This is a genomic window from Caldimonas taiwanensis NBRC 104434, assembly GCF_001592165.1.
Lineage (GTDB): Bacteria > Pseudomonadota > Gammaproteobacteria > Burkholderiales > Burkholderiaceae_C > Caldimonas > Caldimonas manganoxidans.
This window is the reverse complement of the sequence record NZ_BCWK01000008.1, coordinates 39,849-55,161: the sequence shown is the minus strand read 5'-3', so window position 1 is coordinate 55,161 and position 15,313 is coordinate 39,849. Positions and strand designations below refer to the sequence as shown.

The following is a 15,313-nucleotide window of genomic DNA, read 5'->3' as shown; positions in this document are numbered from 1 at the left end:
AACTTCATGGCCAAGGAATACAAGGATCTCGTCGTCGGCTTGGACATCGGCACGGCCAAAGTGATGGCGGTCGTGGCCGAAGTGTTGCCCAGCGGGGAACTGCGCTTGGCGGGGCTGGGCGTGGCTCCTTCACACGGACTCAAGCGTGGTGTGGTGGTCAACATCGACGCGACCGTGCAGTCCATCCAGCAAGCGCTGAAAGAGGCCGAGATGATGGCCGACTGCAAGATCACGCGCGTCTATACCGGCATCACCGGCAGCCATATCCGAGGGCAAAACAGCACGGGCATGGTGATCGTGCGCGACAAAGAGGTCACGCCCACCGATGTGGCGCGCGTCATCGAGACCGCCAAGGCGATCAACATTCCCAACGACCAGAAGCTGTTGTTGGTCGAGCCGCAAGAGTTCGTGATCGATGGTCACGAAGTCAAGGAGCCCATCGGCATGAGCGGTGGGCGCTTGGAGGTCAAGGTGCATATCGTCACCGGGGCTCAGAGCGCGGCCGAGAACATCGTCAAATGCGTGCGCCGTTGCGGCTTGGAGGTCGAGCAGCTCGTGCTCAACCCCAGCGCCTCGGCTGCGGCCGTGCTCACCGAGGACGAGAAGGACCTGGGGGTGTGTCTGGTCGATATCGGTGCGGGCACGACCGACGTGTCCATCTACACCGATGGTTCCATCCGTCACACGGCGGTCATTCCCATCGCGGGCGACCTCATCACCAGCGACATCGCGATGGCCTTGCGCACGCCGACGAAAGACGCCGAGGAGATCAAGGTCGAATCCGGCGTGGCCAAGCAGATGCTGGCCGACCCGGACGAGCAGGTCGAAGTGCCCGGGTTGGGCGATCGTGCCCCGCGCATGCTCAGTCGCCAAGCCTTGGCCGGCGTGATCGAGCCTCGCGTGGAAGAGATTTTTTCGCTGGTGCACCAAGTCATCCGCGAAAGTGGCTACGAGGAACTGCTGTCCTCGGGCATCGTGCTGGCCGGCGGCTCGGCGGTGATGCCGGGGATGGTCGAGCTGGGCGAAGACATCTTTCTCAAGCCCGTGCGCAAAGGCATCCCGACCTATTCGGGGGCCTTGCATGACATGGTGGCCAATCCGCGCTCGGCCACCGTGATGGGCTTGTTGGAGGAGGCGCGACTGTCGCGCGTGCGCGGTCACCGGGCGGCCCAGCAGGTCGGTTCGGTGCAGTCGTTCTTTGGTCGCGTGAAAGACTGGTTCATTGGGAATTTTTGAGCGTGGGGCCGACAGAAGACCCCGCATGTTTTTCTTGTGTGATGGCAACTGCAACGACGAAGGAGGTTCATCATGGCTATCGAGATGATTGAAGAGTTCAACCTGGGCACGCAGATCAAGGTGATCGGTGTGGGCGGCGGCGGCGGCAACGCGGTCGAGCACATGATGGCCCAGGGCGTTCAAGGCGTGGAGTTCATCTGCGCCAACACCGACGCCCAGGCGCTCAACCGCTCGTCGGCGCACAAGCTCATCCAGCTTGGCACCACGGGCCTGGGCGCCGGCTCCAAGCCCGAGGCCGGCAAGGCTGCCGCCGAGGAGGCCGTGGACCGCATCCGCGAGGCCGTCGATGGCGCCCACATGCTCTTCATCACCGCCGGGATGGGCGGTGGCACGGGCACGGGGGCGGCGCCCGTGATCGCCCGGGTGGCCAAGGAAATGGGCATCCTCACCGTCGGCGTGGTGACCAAGCCGTTCGATTTCGAGGGGCCGCGTCGCATGAAGCAGGCCGATGCCGGCCTGGCCGAGCTGGAGGCCAATGTCGATTCGTTGATCGTGGTGCTCAACGAAAAGCTGCTGGAAGTCCTCGGCGATGACGTCACCCAGGAAGAGGCGTTCGCCAAAGCCAATGATGTGTTGAAGAACGCCGTGGGCGGCATCAGCGACATCATCCACATCCCTGGCTTGGTGAACGTCGACTTCGAAGACGTGAAGACCGTGATGAGTGAGCCTGGCAAGGCCATGATGGGCACGGCGGTGGCCTCCGGCCCGGACCGCGCGACCAAAGCGGCCGAAGCGGCCGTGGCCTGCCCGCTGCTCGAAGGCATCGACCTGTCTGGCGCCCGTGGCGTGCTGGTGTTGATCGCAGCCAGCAAGAGCAGCTTCAAGCTGAGCGAGTCGCGCAACGCGATGAACACCATCCGTCGTTACGCGGCCGAGGACGCCCACGTCATCTACGGCACCGCCTACGACGAGAGCCTGGGCGACCAATTGCGCGTCACCGTCATCGCCACGGGCTTGTCGCCGCAGGCGCGCCGCCAGCAGGCCCCCATCAGCGTGGTGCACTCTCAGCCGGCCTTGCGCACGGGGACCGACAACATCCCGGTGCTCAATGCCACGGTCTCGATGCCTGCGACGGCAACCTCCACGCACGACTACGCCAGCCTGAACACCCCCAGCGTCTGGCGCAATGGGCGCACGCAAGCCGCCGCCAAAGTCGATGCCTTGGCCAGCAACGGCATGGACGAAATCGAGATTCCGGCGTTCTTGCGCAAGCAGGCCGACTGAAGCGCCCTCAAGGGGGGCGGTCGGACGTGGGCTATCGACACGATAGCCTGCGCCGGCCCGCCCTTGCGTCCATGGACACTGCAAGGGCTATAGGCATTGCCTAAAATCGAGGCATCATGCTCCAACAACGCACCTTGAAGTCGCTGACTCGCGCCGTCGGCGTCGGGCTGCACAGCGGACAGCGCGTGGAACTCACGCTGCGCCCCGCAGCCCCAGACACCGGCATCGTGTTTCGGCGGGTCGACCTGCCCGTGCCGGTCGAGATTCCCGTGTCGGCCACTGCCATCACCGACACGCGCTTGAACTCGACCTTGTCCGCCGGGGGGGACCCCGGAGCGCCGGGGGTGCACACCGTGGAGCACTTGATGTCCGCGTGTTGCGGCTTGGGCATCGACAATCTCTACATCGATATCACGGCCGAGGAAGTTCCGATCCTGGACGGCTCTGCCGCCTCCTTCGTCTATCTCCTGCACAGCGCCGGGATCGAACTTCAGCGCGCGCCCAAGCGCTTCGTGCGCGTCCTCAAGCCCGTGGAGGTGCGCGAAGGGGAGGGCCGCAGCCTCAAGTGGGCGCGGCTCGACCCGTACCATGGATTCAAACTCAGTTTCGAGATCGATTTCGACCATCCGGCCGTCAACCAGACCGGCCAGCGCTACGAGTTCGACTTCGCCAGCGGCCGCTACAGCCGTGACATCGCTCGAGCCCGCACTTTCGGGTTCACCAAGGACGTCGAGATGATGCGTTCGCGTGGCCTGAGTCTGGGCGGCAGCATGGACAATGCCATCGTCGTCGACGACTACCGAGTGCTCAATGCCGAGGGCCTGCGCTATGACGATGAGTTCGTCAAGCACAAGATCCTGGATGCCATCGGCGACCTCTATGTCATTGGCAAACCCATGCTGGCGGCCTACAGCGCCTACAAATCCGGCCACGCCTTGAACAACAAGCTGCTGCGAGCGCTGCTGGCCGACGCCAGCCAGTACGAGATCGTCAGCTTCGAAGACGAACGCCAGGCGCCACAAGGCTTTGCGCAACTGGCGCCGGCTTGGTGAGCGGCCCCGCCGATGGTCGTCTTTCGCCTGGCGATCCTGCTGTTGCTGTTGGCGGCGATCGTCTGTTTGGGTCTGTATTTGCTGCGCAACGATCGGCGCTGGCTCCACCTGGGGGTGGCCATCATCAAATGGACCCTCGTGGCGGCGCTGGGCTTCTTTGCGGTGTTGATCGTCGAGCGGATCTTCTGGCCTGCTCAGTAGGTGCGACCGCCCTTGATCTGTGCGTGCGTGCGCCGACGTGGTTTGCCGCCGGCTTGACTCAGGGCGGCAAAGGCCGAGCTGGCGTGGGCATGGCAAATCGCCAAGCCCAGCGCGTCTGCGGCATCTTTGCCGGGCTCGCCGGGCAAACGTAGCAGCCGCCTCACCATGGCCTGGATTTGATCCTTGCGCGCCAGACCATGGCCCGTGATGGCCTTCTTCATCTGCAAGGCGGTGTACTCGTACACCGGCAGCTCGCAACTCACCAGGGCTGCCAAGGCCGCGCCGCGGGCTTGGCCCAGCAGCAAGGTGGACTGCGGGTTGACGTTGACGAAGACGATTTCCACGGAGGCCGCGGTGGGTCGATAGCGTGCGACCACTTCGCGGATGCCCTCGTAGAGGATCTTCAGGCGGGCGGGCAGGTCGCCCTGGTCGGCATGGCGGGTCTGGATGGTGCCGCTGGCCACGTACTGCAGGTGCGGGCCTTCCACGTCGACCACGCCAAAGCCCGTGGTTTGCAAGCCCGGGTCGATGCCAAGCACCCTCATGGCCGCAGCTCGAAATACCAACGCACCGAGTGCAGGAACACCGGTGCTGCGAAACTCAGCGCGGCGATGCGGTCGAGCAGCCCCACGGCGCCGGTCACGGGGTGGCCCTCGGCATGCCACGCGGACTGCACCCCCGCGTCTCGTTTGAGTGCCTTCATCACGAAATGCCCGAACATGCCGGCGGTGCAAGCGATGAAGCTCATGGCAAAGGCCTGACCGGCCTTGAACGGCGTGATCCAGTACAGCAGGGCGCCGCACAGGCTGCCGACGCACACACCGGCGCCGGCCGCCCCCCAGGAAAACGAGGTGCTGATGGCCGGGGCCACGGGTGTGAGCCGATGATGGCGGGCCACGTAGGCTTGAACCAACAGGCTCGTCTGCACCACGAAGACCAGCAGGAAAAGCAAGAAGGCGCCACGCTGCGCATAGCCGGCAAACTCCAGCAGCAACAGCGCAGGGGCGTGGCTGAGGCCGTAGATGCAAACCATGATGCCCCACTGGATCTTGGCGTTGCGCTCCAGAAAGCGTTCGGGGTCGTTGGCCAGCGCGCTGATCACCGGGATTGCGAAGAAGACATAGACCGGAATGAACACCGAAAACAGGTCGAACTGGCGCGTGCCAACGAGCCAGTACTGCAGCGGCAGCACGATGAAGAACGCCAAGATGAGGCTGCGGTGATCGCCGCGCCGGGTGTGGCTGAGCGTGATGAACTCCCGCAGTGCGTAGAACGACAGCAGCCCAAACAACAACATCGAAACGAAGGCGCCAGCGACCCACGCGATCCAGAACACCGACACCCACACCCATGAATCGCGCAGCACGCGCTTGAAGCGCTCGACCCGGGCATGCTGCGCATCGGTCTGCGCCTTCAAGCTCATCACCATGGCGAGCATGGAGGCCAGCACCAGCAGGCCGAACACGATGAGAAAGAGCAGGCCGATCTGCTCGCTGGCGGACCAGCTGCGCAGGGTCTTCAGGACATTCATGCCGTGCCTCTCCCGGGCCTGCGCAGGCCGACCACCGCGGCTCGGGCGCGTTCCAGGAAGTCGCGCTTGTCCTCGCCAGGCGCCAGCTGCATCGGTGCGCCGAACGTCACCGAACACAGAATCGGCACCGGCACCACCTCGCCCTTGGGCATGACGCGTTGGACGTTGTCGATCCAGCAGGGAATCAAGGGAACGTCAGGGAATTGCTGGGCCAAGTGATACAGCCCGGACTTGAAGGGCTGAGGTTCTCCCAGGTTGTTGCGTGTGCCTTCAGGAAAGATCACCAGCGAGTCGCCGTGTTGCAGGGCATCGACCAGCGGCTCCAGTGGGTCTTGGTCATCGGTGCGGTGACGGTTCACATACACCGCGTTGAACACTTCGCGGGTGATCCAATGCTTGAACCTGCCGGACGTCCAGTAGTCCTTGGCGGCGATCGGTCGCGTCCGGGTGCGCAGCTCGTGCGGCAGCGCGCACCAGATCAGCAGCCAGTCGAGGTGACTTTGATGATTGGCAAAGTAGATGCGCTGCTCGGCTTTGGGGATGCAGCCCAGCCAGTGGCCCTGCGCGCCGGTAATCAGGCGGGCCAGGGCCGACAGCAGCAAGCCGGTGGCATGCGCAAGCGTCATGGACTTTGCCAGGCCGGGCTCAGTGACGGAAGTGACGCACGCCCGTGAACACCATGGCGATGCCCCGCTCATTGGCTGCGGCGATCACCTCGTCATCGCGCACGCTGCCGCCGGGCTGGATCACGCAGGTGGCACCAGCGTCGCACACCACATCCAGTCCGTCGCGGAAGGGGAAGAAGGCGTCGCTGGCCACGACCGAGCCTTGCAACGACAGCCCTGCATTGGCAGCCTTGATGGAGGCGATGCGCGCCGAGTCGATGCGACTCATCTGACCCGCCCCCACGCCCAAGGTCATGCCGCCGCCGCAGAACACGATGGCATTGGACTTTACATATTTCGCCACACGCCAGGCGAACAACAGATCGGCCAGTTGCTCGGGCGTGGGCTGCTTGTGCGTGACGACCTTCAGCTCGTCCAGGCGCACGTCGCGGTTGTCGGCCGTCTGCAGCAGCAGGCCCGAACCCACGCGCTTGACATCCATCTGATTGCGACCCTGTTCCCAGGCCGAGGGGCCTCCTGGCGGCAGGGCAATCTCGAGCAGGCGGGTGTTGGGTTTGGCGGCGAAGATGGCGCGCGCTTCGTCCGAGAAGCCCGGGGCGATGAGCACTTCGACGAATTGCTTGGCCACCAGCTGTGCGGCTGCGGCGTCGACCGGGCGGTTGAATGCGATGATGCCGCCAAAGGCAGAGGTCGGATCGGTCTTGAAGGCCTTGGCATACGCTTGCGCAGGATCGGCGCCCAGGGCCACACCGCACGGATTGGCATGCTTGACGATCACGCAGGCCGGCGTATCGAAGGACTTGACGCACTCCCAGGCCGCGTCGGCATCGGCGATGTTGTTGTAGGAGAGCTCCTTGCCTTGGAGCTGTCGGGCCGTCGCCAAAGAGCCGGCAGCGGGGTGCAAGTCGCGGTAGAAGGCCGCTTGCTGGTGAGGATTTTCGCCGTAGCGCAGGTCCTGCACCTTCACGAAGCGGCCATTGCTTTGGCCCGGGAAGAGGCTGCGGGTGCCGTCGGGTTGCAGCGACGAGAGGTAGTCGCTGATGGCACCATCGTAATCGGCGATGCGGTTGAACGCTGCCACGGCCAGCTTGAAGCGCGTCTCGGCTCGCGTGGTGCCATGGCGTTGCAGCTCGTCGATGACCTCGGCGTATTGGCTCGGATCGGTCAGGACGGTGACGTCTTTCCAATTCTTGGCCGCCGAACGCACCATGGCCGGCCCGCCGATGTCAATGTTCTCGATGGCTTCCTCCAGCGTGCAGCCGGGTTTGGCCACGGTGGCCTCGAAGGGATAGAGGTTGACCACCAACAGATCGATGGTGCCGATACCGTGCTCATTCAGTGCGGCCATGTGCTCAGGCACGTCGCGACGGGCCAGCAATCCGCCGTGCACGCGCGGATGCAAGGTCTTCACGCGGCCGTCGAGCATCTCTGGGAAGCCGGTGAGCTCGGCCACCTCGGTGACCTTCAAGCCTGCATCAGCCAGCAGCTTGGCCGTGCCGCCGGTGGAGACCAGGCGGACGTTGAGCGCTGCCAGCGCACGGGCGAATTCGACGATGCCGGTCTTGTCCGAGACCGAAAGCAAGGCGGTAAGGGCTGGGTTCGACATGGTGGGGCCTGGGGCTTACTTGATCAACTTGTGTTCGATGAGCTTGCGTCGCAGGGTGTTGCGGTTGATGCCCAGCCATTCGGCGGCGCGCGATTGGTTGCCCTGCGCGTGCTGCATCACCACCTCCAGCAAGGGCTTTTCCACGACGGAGATGATCATCTCGTGCATGGAATGCGGCTCCTCCCCGCGCAAATCCTTGAAATAGGACTCCAGACTCGCGCGGATGCATTCTTCGATTTGCTTCTTGCTCATGCGACCTCGGCATCGAACGGCTCGTCTTGGAGGGCCGGTGCATCGGGCAGATGCACATGGCGCTCCGACAGCGCTTCAAAGTATCGATTCAGGGCGGAGAGCTGCGCATCGCAGCTCTCAAGGGTATTGATGTGCCGGCGCAGGGCTTCTCCGCCGGGCAGGCCACGCACGTACCAGCCGATGTGCTTGCGGGCAGTGCGCACGCCGCTCCATTCGCCGTAGAGACTGTAGTGGTCGTGCAGGTGCTCGATCAGCCAGGCTTGCACTTCACGCACCCGCGGCGGCGCGCGATGGGTGCCGGTGGCCAGGAAGTGCTCGATCTCTCGGAAGATCCAGGGCCGCCCCTGGGCCGCGCGCCCGATCATCAGGGCATCGGCCTGGGTATATCGCAGCACGGCCAGCGCTTTCTCGGGCGAATCGATGTCGCCATTGGCCACCACCGGCACCTTCACCGCCGCTTTCACCGCGGCGATGGTGTCGTATTCGGCCTGACCGGAGTAACCTTGCTCGCGGGTGCGGCCGTGCACGGTGATCATCGCCACACCGGCCTGCTCGGCTGCGCAAGCCAGACGGACCGCGTTTTTGTGTCGCTGGCACCAACCAGTGCGCATCTTCAAAGTCACTGGCACGCCCCGCGGGGCACAAACCTCCACCACCGCCTCGATGATGGACAAGGCCAGAGCTTCATCTTGCATCAAGGCCGAGCCGGCCCACTTGTTGCACACCTTCTTGGCCGGGCAGCCCATGTTGATGTCGATGATTTGCGCGCCGCGGTCGATGTTGTAGAGCGCCGCCTCGGCCATCATGGCCGGCTCGGTGCCGGCGATTTGCACGGCAATGGGTTCGACCTCGCCGTCGTGGTTGGCCCGGCGCGAGGTCTTCAGGCTGTGCCACAAGTCCTTGCGCGAAGTCACCATTTCGCTCACCGCATAGCCCGCACCCAGCCGCTTGCACAACTGGCGGAAGGGCCGATCGGTGACCCCGGCCATGGGCGCGACGAACAGCGCGTTGGGCAGCTCGTGAGGGCCGATGCGCATGGGAGTGTGGCAGGGGATGTGCTGAAAAAGGAGGCAGAGTATAGCCTTGCCAGCTTTCAGGAAATGAAATGTGCGGTCTGCAGCCTTGCTGCAGCGCACACCGATAATCGCCAGCCATGGAAGCCTGGCTCTATTCCTTGCTCAGCGCCCTGGCTCTGCCGCAATTCGGCTTGAGCACCGTGTTTGTCGTGGCCTTCGTCTCGGCCACCCTGCTGCCCATGGGGTCGGAGCCAGCGGTGTTTGGCCTCATCAAGCTCAACGCCGAGCTGTTCTGGCCGGCGATCCTGGTGGCCACGGTGGGCAACACTTTGGGCGGGGCGCTCAACTGGTGGTTGGGCTACGGGGCGCATGAAGCCTATGACCGCCTCACGCACAAAGAGCATCCGGTCAAGGCGCGTGCGCTGCTGTGGCTGCGCGATTTTGGTCCCCGGGCCTGCTTGCTGTCATGGTTGCCGGGGGTCGGTGATCCCTTGTGCAGTGTGGCCGGCTGGCTCAAGCTGCCGTTTTGGCCTTGCGTGTTCTACATGGCCGTGGGCAAGTTCCTGCGCTATCTGATCATGACCTCGGCGCTGCTGTGGCTGTTCCCGGGCATGGTCGAGTTGCCGCGCTAGTCATTTCTTGGGCTGCTCGGGGCCGGATGACTTGATCAGCGTCAGCAGGTCGATGGGCATCGGAAAGACGATGGTCGAGGCCTTGTCGCTGGCGATGGTGCTCAGGGTCTGCATATAGCGCAACTGCATGGCGCCGGGTTCTTGGCCGAGCATGCGGGCGGCCTGCATCAGCTTTTCCGAGGCTTGCAGTTCGCCATCGGCATGGATGATCTTGGCGCGCCGCTCGCGCTCGGCCTCGGCCTGCTTGGCAATGGCCCGCACCATCGACTCGTCGAGATCCACATGCTTGATCTCCACGTTGGCCACCTTGATGCCCCAGGCATCGGTCTGGGCGTCCAGCACCTGTTGGATGTCCAGGTTGAGTCGTTCGCGCTCGGCCAGCATTTCGTCGAGCTCGTGTTTGCCCAAGACGGCGCGCAAGGTGGTCTGTGCAAGTTGGCTGGTGGCCACCATGAAGTTCTCGACCTGGATGATGGCTTTCTGCGGATCCACCACCCGGAAATAGACCACCGCATTGACCCGCACCGACACGTTGTCGCGCGAGATCACGTCTTGCGTGGGCACGTCCAACACGATGGTGCGCAGGTCTACCTTGACCATCTGCTGCACGCCGGGGATCACGATCACCAAGCCTGGGCCCTTGACCTTCCAGAAGCGGCCGAGCTGGAAGACGACACCGCGTTCGTACTCGCGCAGGATGCGCAATGAAGCGGCCAGCAACGCCAGCACTGCAATGGGCAGCAGGCCGCCAAAGCCGAGCGAACCGAGGTCAACGATCATGATCACTCTCCTGGAGGGGGGCGACAGGTCGAACATGCAGAACCAGGCCGTCGCGACCGTGCACGAGCACGGTCTGCCCGGTGTGCAGCTTGGTGTGGCTGCGCGCGCGCCAGCGTTCGCCGGCCACCTCGACCCAGGCCTCGTCAACGCCAACCTCGAGGACCCGGGCCTGCTGGCCGATGACCGTGGCATCGCCGCTGACCACGGCGCGCTGGCGCGAGCGCACGGCCATGGCCGTCAGGCCGATCACCACTGCAGCGCTGAGCACCGCCATGGCGGCGATCAAACCCAAGGGGATGCCGAAGCCGGGCACTTCCGTGTCGATGAGGATGACCGCGCCCAGCACGAAGGCGACGATGCCGCCCAGGCCCAACACCCCGAAGCTGGGCATCAGCACTTCAGCCACCATGAAAGCCAAGCCCAAGGCGATCAAGGCCAGCCCGGCGTAATTCACCGGCAGCAACTGTAGGGCGTACAGCCCCAGCAGCAGACAGATGCCGCCCAACACCCCAGGCACCAGCGCGCCGGGGTTGGAGAACTCGAAAAACAGGCCATAGATGCCCAGCATCATCAGGATGAGCGCCACGCTGGGATCGGTGATCACGGCCAACAGGCGAATGCGCCAGTCGGGCTCCTCGTGCACGAGGGCGGCACCCGCGGTGCGCAGTGTCAGTGAGCGGCCCTCGATGTCCAGGCGCCGGCCGTCGATCTGAGCCAGCAGCGTGGGCAGGTCGCGCGCCACGAACTCGATGACGCCTTGCGCGAGCGCTTCCTCGGCGCTGAGGCTGGCGGCTTCGCGCACGGCCTTCTCAGCCCATTGGACATTGCGTCCGCGCATCTGCGCCAAGGAACGGATGTAGGCAACCGCGTCGCTGAGCTGCTTTTGGCCCGACACGGTGGGCGTGGGTCCGGTCTGCGGTGCCGGCTCCGAAGCCCCCGAGGCCGCCGGCTGCGCAGGGCGCCCGGAGCGCGCTGGAGGCGGCGCCGGTTCGGGCGAGCCGCCCAGGGCCACCGGCGTGGCGGCGCCGAGGTTGGTGCCTGGGGCCATGGCTGCGATATGGCTGGCGTAGAGGATGTACGTGCCGGCACTGGCCGCGCGCGCGCCGCTGGGCCCCACGAAGCTCGCCACGGGCACCGGGGAGGCCAGGATGTCGCGGATGATGCGGCGCATCGAGGTGTCCAGGCCCCCGGGGGTGTCCATCTGCAGCACCACCAATTGGGCGCCGTCGCGCTGGGCATGGGTCAGTCCGCGCCGCACATGCTCGGCCGTGGCCGGGCCGATGGCTCCCTCGATCGTGACGACCCTGACGGGGGCAGGCGGCGCCGCAGGGGCTGGCGGCGCCGCGGCACCGGCTCCGAGCACAAAGGCCACCCACAGGGTGGCGCACCACCACAGGATCAGGGGCCGCCGTGCCATCTTCATGGTCCGTGGATCCGCACACCCGCCGTGGGTGTGCGGATCATTATGAGAGGCCCGCTCTTCGGCGTCTACCCGGGGCGAGGCCCCGGGCAGTGTCAGTCGTGCACCCCGGTGCCCGGAGAGAAGCGGTCCACCGCGTCGGTGATCAGGCCATCGATGCCCAGGCCGAGCAGGCGGTGTGCTTCGGCCGGATCATTGACCGTGTAGGCCAGGGCTTTCATCCCCGCTGCATGGATGGCTTCGATCCGACCGCGGTCGAGCAAGGCGTACTGGGCCACGATGGCCACGCATTGCAGCGCTTGGGCCTGGGCCAGACTGTCGGCGCACCAGTGTTCCAGCAGCAGCCCGCGTGGCAAGGCGGGCTGGACCGCTTGGGCGGCTTGCAAGGCCGCCGGTTGGAAAGACGTCAGCAGCGGTGGGGCCACCGGCACGGTGCGGCTGTCCGCCCACAGCTGGGCGCAGCGCCGAGCCACGGCTGCGCCGGTGAGACTTTCGGTGCCAGGGGTGGGCTTGATCTCGACATTGAGCATGAAGCCATTGCGCAGCACGTAGCGGGCAATGGCCTCCAAGGTTGGCAGCGGCTCACCGGCATACGCCCGGCTGTGCCAGCCGCCTGCGTCCAAACGGCTCAAAGCCGACCAGTCTTGTTCGCCCGCCACCCCTTGACCATCGGTGGTGCGATCCAGCGTGGCGTCGTGCAGCAAGAAGGGCTGTCCATCACGGCTGAGCTTGACATCGCATTCGAAGGCCCGGTAGCCGAAGCTGGCGCCCTGCCGAAAAGCCGCCAAGGTGTTTTCCGGGGCCAGCCGGCCGGCGCCGCGGTGGGCGATCCACAAGGGGTAGGGCCAGATCATGGGATGCGCTTGTGCGTGTTGATGTCGAACCAGTGCAGCTTGCCGGGCTGGGGGGTCATGTACAGCGTCTCACCGATTCGTGGGTGTTGGTGGCTGTCGTCGGCGCGCACCACCATCATGGCCGTGCCCAGCTTGCCGTAGATCAACCGCTCGGCGCCCAGCACTTCGACCATCTCCACGACCAGAGGCCAGCCCGAATTTCCCAGCACCAGATGCTCAGGGCGCACGCCGAGAATGACGGCTCCGGACACCGGCGAGCCTTCACCCGATGGCAGGTCGATCTCCAGGCCGCCCACGGCCAAGCGCCCGGCTGCCGTGGCCTGACCTTCCAGCAGGTTCATCGGCGGCGAACCGATGAAGCCGGCGACGAACGTACTGGCCGGTTCGGCGTAGACCTCGTCGGGCGTGCCGATTTGCTCCATGTGGCCAGCGTTCATCACGATCATGCGCTGGGCCAGGGTCATGGCTTCGACCTGGTCATGGGTGACGAACAGCGAGGTGATGCCCAGCTCGCGGTGCAGTTTCTGGATTTCCAGCCGTGTTTGCACGCGCAGCTTGGCATCCAGATTGGACAGCGGCTCGTCGAACAGAAAGACCTGCGGCTCGCGCACGATGGCTCGACCCATGGCCACGCGCTGGCGCTGGCCGCCCGAGAGCTGGCGTGGCTTGCGGTCCAGCAGGTGCGACAGCTCCAATATGCGGGCGGCCTTGTCCACCCGCCGGCGGATCTCCTGCGCGGGCAGTTTGCGAATCTTCAGGCCATACGCCATGTTCTCGAACACGCTCATGTGCGGATAGAGCGCGTAGTTCTGGAACACCATCGCGATGTCGCGATCGGCCGGCTCCAGGTCGTTGACCACGCGTGAGCCGATCAAGATGTGCCCTTCGGACACTTCCTCCAGACCAGCGACCATGCGCAGCAGCGTGGATTTGCCGCAGCCGGAGGGGCCGACGATCACGATGAACTCGCCGTCGGCGATTTCTGCAGTGACCCCATGGATGACCTGCAGCGATTGCTTGCCCTGCTGGTAGCGCTTGACGACGTTCTTGAAAGTCAGGGATGCCATGAATTGGGTGCTTTACTTTTCGGTGTCGACCAGGCCCTTGACGAACCACTTTTGCATCAGGATGACCACCAAGGCCGGCGGCAGCATGGCCAGGAAAGCCGTGGCCATCAACACGTTCCACTCGGTGTAGGCCTCGCCCGAGACCAAGCGCTTGATGCCCAGCACGATGGGATACATGTCTTCGTTGGTCGTGATCAGCAGCGGCCACAGGTATTGATTCCAGCCGTAGATGAACTGGATCACGAACAGCGCGGCGATGCTGGTGCGCGACATGGGCAGCAGCACGTCCCAGAAGAAGCGCATGGGGCCTGCGCCGTCGACCCGTGCCGCTTCCACCAACTCGTCGGGAACCGTCAGGAAGAACTGCCGGAACAGGAACGTGGCGGTGGCCGAGGCGATCAGCGGAATGGTCAGGCCCGCGTAGGTGTTGAGCATGCCCAGGTTCGATACCACTTCGTAGGTCGGCCCGATGCGCACCTCCACCGGCAGCATCAGCGTGACGAAGATCATCCAGAACACCAGGTTGCGCAGCGGGAAGCGGAAGTAGACGATGGCAAAGGCCGACAGCAGCGAGATCACGATCTTGCCCACGGCAATCACCACGGCCATCACCAAACTGACTCCCATCATGGGCAGTGCTGCCGGCACGGTGCTGCCGGCGGCGGTTTCCCCACCGAACAGCGCGATCTTGTAGGTTTCCCAGAAATGCGTGCCCGGCCGCAGCGACATCGGCACGGTGGAGGCGATTTCTTGGGCCGTCTGGGTGGAGGCCACCAGCGTCAGGTACACCGGAAAGGCCACGATGGCCACGCCGGCGATCAAGATGAAATGGGACAGAAAGGTCAGCCCCGGGCGTCGTTCGATCATGTCAGTACTGAACCTTTTTCTCGACGAAGCGGAACTGGATCACCGTCAAGCCGATGACGATGGCCATCAGCACGACCGACTGTGCGGCCGATCCTCCCATGTCCAAAGCCTTGAAGCCATCGTAGTAGACGCGATAGACCAAGATGGAGGTCGATTTGCCGGGCCCACCTTGCGTGGCCGCATCGATGATGGCGAAGGTGTCGAAAAAGGCGTAGACGATGTTGATGACCAGCAGGAAGAACGTGGTGGGTGACAGCAGCGGAAAGACGACGGTCCAGAACCGCCGCCAAAAGCCGGCACCATCGATGGCGGCTGCTTCGATCAGCGATTTGGGGATGGATTGCAAACCCGCCAGGAAGAACAAGAAGTTGTAAGAAATCTGCTTCCATACCGCCGCCATCACGATCAGCGCCATCGCATGGTTGGGGTTGAGCAAATGGTTCCAGTCCAGGCCCAGCAGGCGCAGCAAGTAGGCGATGGTGCCAAAGGGCGAGGCGAACATGAACAGCCACAGCACGCCGGCCACCACGGGCGCCACGGCGTAGGGCCAAATCAGCAGCGTCTTGTAGAGGCCGGCCCCTTGGATCACGCGGTCGGCCATCACGGCCAACAGCAGCGACACCGTCAGGCCGATGACGGCCACCGAGATCGAAAACACCGCCGTGGTCCGGAAGGAGGCGATGTAGGTCTCATCGTGGAGCAGGCGCTCGAAGTTCTCCAGCCCGACGAACTCGGTGGACATCCCAAAGGCATCCTGGGACAGCACGCTTTGGTACAGCGCTTGTGCCGCCGGCCAAAAGAAAAAGACCAGCACCACGGCCATCTGGGGGGCCACCAGCAGCCAGGGCAGCCACCAGGATTTGAATCGGACGCGTTTTTCCATGGTTCA

General features: G+C 64.5%; 17 protein-coding genes. 5 read left to right on the top strand and 12 right to left on the bottom strand.

The window, feature by feature from the left end:
* Positions 1–6: 6 nt before the first annotated feature.
* The 4 genes from ftsA (at position 7) to CTA01S_RS08670 (ending at position 3,773) form a co-directional block, all read left to right on the top strand.
* Entirely contained in the window at positions 7–1,236 is a 1,230-nt protein-coding gene (gene ftsA / locus CTA01S_RS08685) for a cell division protein FtsA (RefSeq protein ID WP_062194622.1), read from the top strand.
* Between the two features lie 72 nt (positions 1,237–1,308).
* Entirely contained in the window at positions 1,309–2,520 is a 1,212-nt protein-coding gene (gene ftsZ / locus CTA01S_RS08680) for a cell division protein FtsZ (protein ID WP_019561397.1), read from the top strand.
* Positions 2,521–2,636: 116 nt separating this feature from the next.
* Entirely contained in the window at positions 2,637–3,572 is a 936-nt protein-coding gene (lpxC, locus tag CTA01S_RS08675; RefSeq protein ID WP_062194619.1) for a UDP-3-O-acyl-N-acetylglucosamine deacetylase, read from the top strand.
* A 12-nt stretch (positions 3,573–3,584) separates the two neighbouring features.
* Positions 3,585–3,773 (top strand): hypothetical protein, encoded by a 189-nt coding sequence (locus CTA01S_RS08670; protein ID WP_019561399.1) that lies wholly within the window; start codon positions 3,585–3,587, stop codon positions 3,771–3,773.
* Here the strand turns inward: CTA01S_RS08670 and ruvC are convergent.
* The 6 genes from ruvC to dusB are packed head-to-tail and all read right to left on the bottom strand — an operon-like array spanning position 3,767 to position 8,825.
* A complete protein-coding gene (gene ruvC / locus CTA01S_RS08665; protein ID WP_019561400.1) occupies positions 3,767–4,318 on the bottom strand; it encodes a crossover junction endodeoxyribonuclease RuvC in 552 nt (183 codons plus the stop codon). The genes CTA01S_RS08670 and ruvC overlap by 7 nt on opposite strands.
* A complete protein-coding gene (locus CTA01S_RS08660) occupies positions 4,315–5,304 on the bottom strand; it encodes a phosphatidate cytidylyltransferase (protein WP_019561401.1) in 990 nt (329 codons plus the stop codon). The genes ruvC and CTA01S_RS08660 overlap by 4 nt, the downstream gene beginning before the upstream one ends.
* The gene (locus CTA01S_RS08655; RefSeq protein ID WP_019561402.1) at positions 5,301–5,930 is read right to left on the bottom strand and encodes a lysophospholipid acyltransferase family protein; all 630 of its coding nucleotides are present in this window, start codon (positions 5,928–5,930) and stop codon (positions 5,301–5,303) included. The genes CTA01S_RS08660 and CTA01S_RS08655 overlap by 4 nt, the downstream gene beginning before the upstream one ends.
* A gap of 19 nt (positions 5,931–5,949) precedes the next feature.
* A complete protein-coding gene (purH, locus tag CTA01S_RS08650) occupies positions 5,950–7,536 on the bottom strand; it encodes a bifunctional phosphoribosylaminoimidazolecarboxamide formyltransferase/IMP cyclohydrolase (protein ID WP_062194618.1) in 1,587 nt (528 codons plus the stop codon).
* A gap of 15 nt (positions 7,537–7,551) precedes the next feature.
* On the bottom strand, positions 7,552–7,788 hold the full coding sequence (locus CTA01S_RS08645; protein WP_019561404.1) for a Fis family transcriptional regulator: 237 nt from the start codon (positions 7,786–7,788) through the stop codon (positions 7,552–7,554).
* A complete protein-coding gene (dusB, locus tag CTA01S_RS08640) occupies positions 7,785–8,825 on the bottom strand; it encodes a tRNA dihydrouridine synthase DusB (RefSeq protein ID WP_062194617.1) in 1,041 nt (346 codons plus the stop codon). The genes CTA01S_RS08645 and dusB overlap by 4 nt, the downstream gene beginning before the upstream one ends.
* Before the next feature lie 116 nt (positions 8,826–8,941).
* Between dusB and CTA01S_RS08635 the strand changes: the two genes are divergently transcribed.
* The gene (locus CTA01S_RS08635; protein ID WP_019561406.1) at positions 8,942–9,436 is read left to right on the top strand and encodes a YqaA family protein; all 495 of its coding nucleotides are present in this window, start codon (positions 8,942–8,944) and stop codon (positions 9,434–9,436) included.
* On the opposite strand, the gene CTA01S_RS08630 is transcribed toward CTA01S_RS08635, so the two are convergent.
* The 6 genes from CTA01S_RS08630 to ugpA form a co-directional block, all read right to left on the bottom strand.
* Complete coding sequence (locus CTA01S_RS08630; protein ID WP_062194616.1) at positions 9,437–10,216, bottom strand: slipin family protein; 780 nt, start codon at positions 10,214–10,216, stop codon at positions 9,437–9,439.
* Complete coding sequence (locus CTA01S_RS08625; protein ID WP_062194612.1) at positions 10,206–11,633, bottom strand: NfeD family protein; 1,428 nt, start codon at positions 11,631–11,633, stop codon at positions 10,206–10,208. Before CTA01S_RS08625 ends, CTA01S_RS08630 begins: the two co-directional genes overlap by 11 nt.
* Positions 11,634–11,731: 98 nt before the next feature.
* Positions 11,732–12,490 carry a glycerophosphodiester phosphodiesterase gene (gene ugpQ / locus CTA01S_RS08620; RefSeq protein ID WP_062194610.1) on the bottom strand — a complete coding sequence of 253 codons (759 nt, stop codon included), beginning with the start codon at positions 12,488–12,490 and terminating at the stop codon, positions 11,732–11,734.
* Entirely contained in the window at positions 12,487–13,557 is a 1,071-nt protein-coding gene (locus tag CTA01S_RS08615) for a sn-glycerol-3-phosphate import ATP-binding protein UgpC (protein WP_062194608.1), read from the bottom strand. The genes ugpQ and CTA01S_RS08615 overlap by 4 nt, the downstream gene beginning before the upstream one ends.
* Positions 13,558–13,569: 12 nt before the next feature.
* Complete coding sequence (gene ugpE, locus CTA01S_RS08610) at positions 13,570–14,424, bottom strand: sn-glycerol-3-phosphate ABC transporter permease UgpE (protein ID WP_019560938.1); 855 nt, start codon at positions 14,422–14,424, stop codon at positions 13,570–13,572.
* Position 14,425: 1 nt separating this feature from the next.
* A complete protein-coding gene (gene ugpA, locus CTA01S_RS08605) occupies positions 14,426–15,307 on the bottom strand; it encodes a sn-glycerol-3-phosphate ABC transporter permease UgpA (RefSeq protein WP_062194606.1) in 882 nt (293 codons plus the stop codon).
* Positions 15,308–15,313 lie beyond the last annotated feature (6 nt).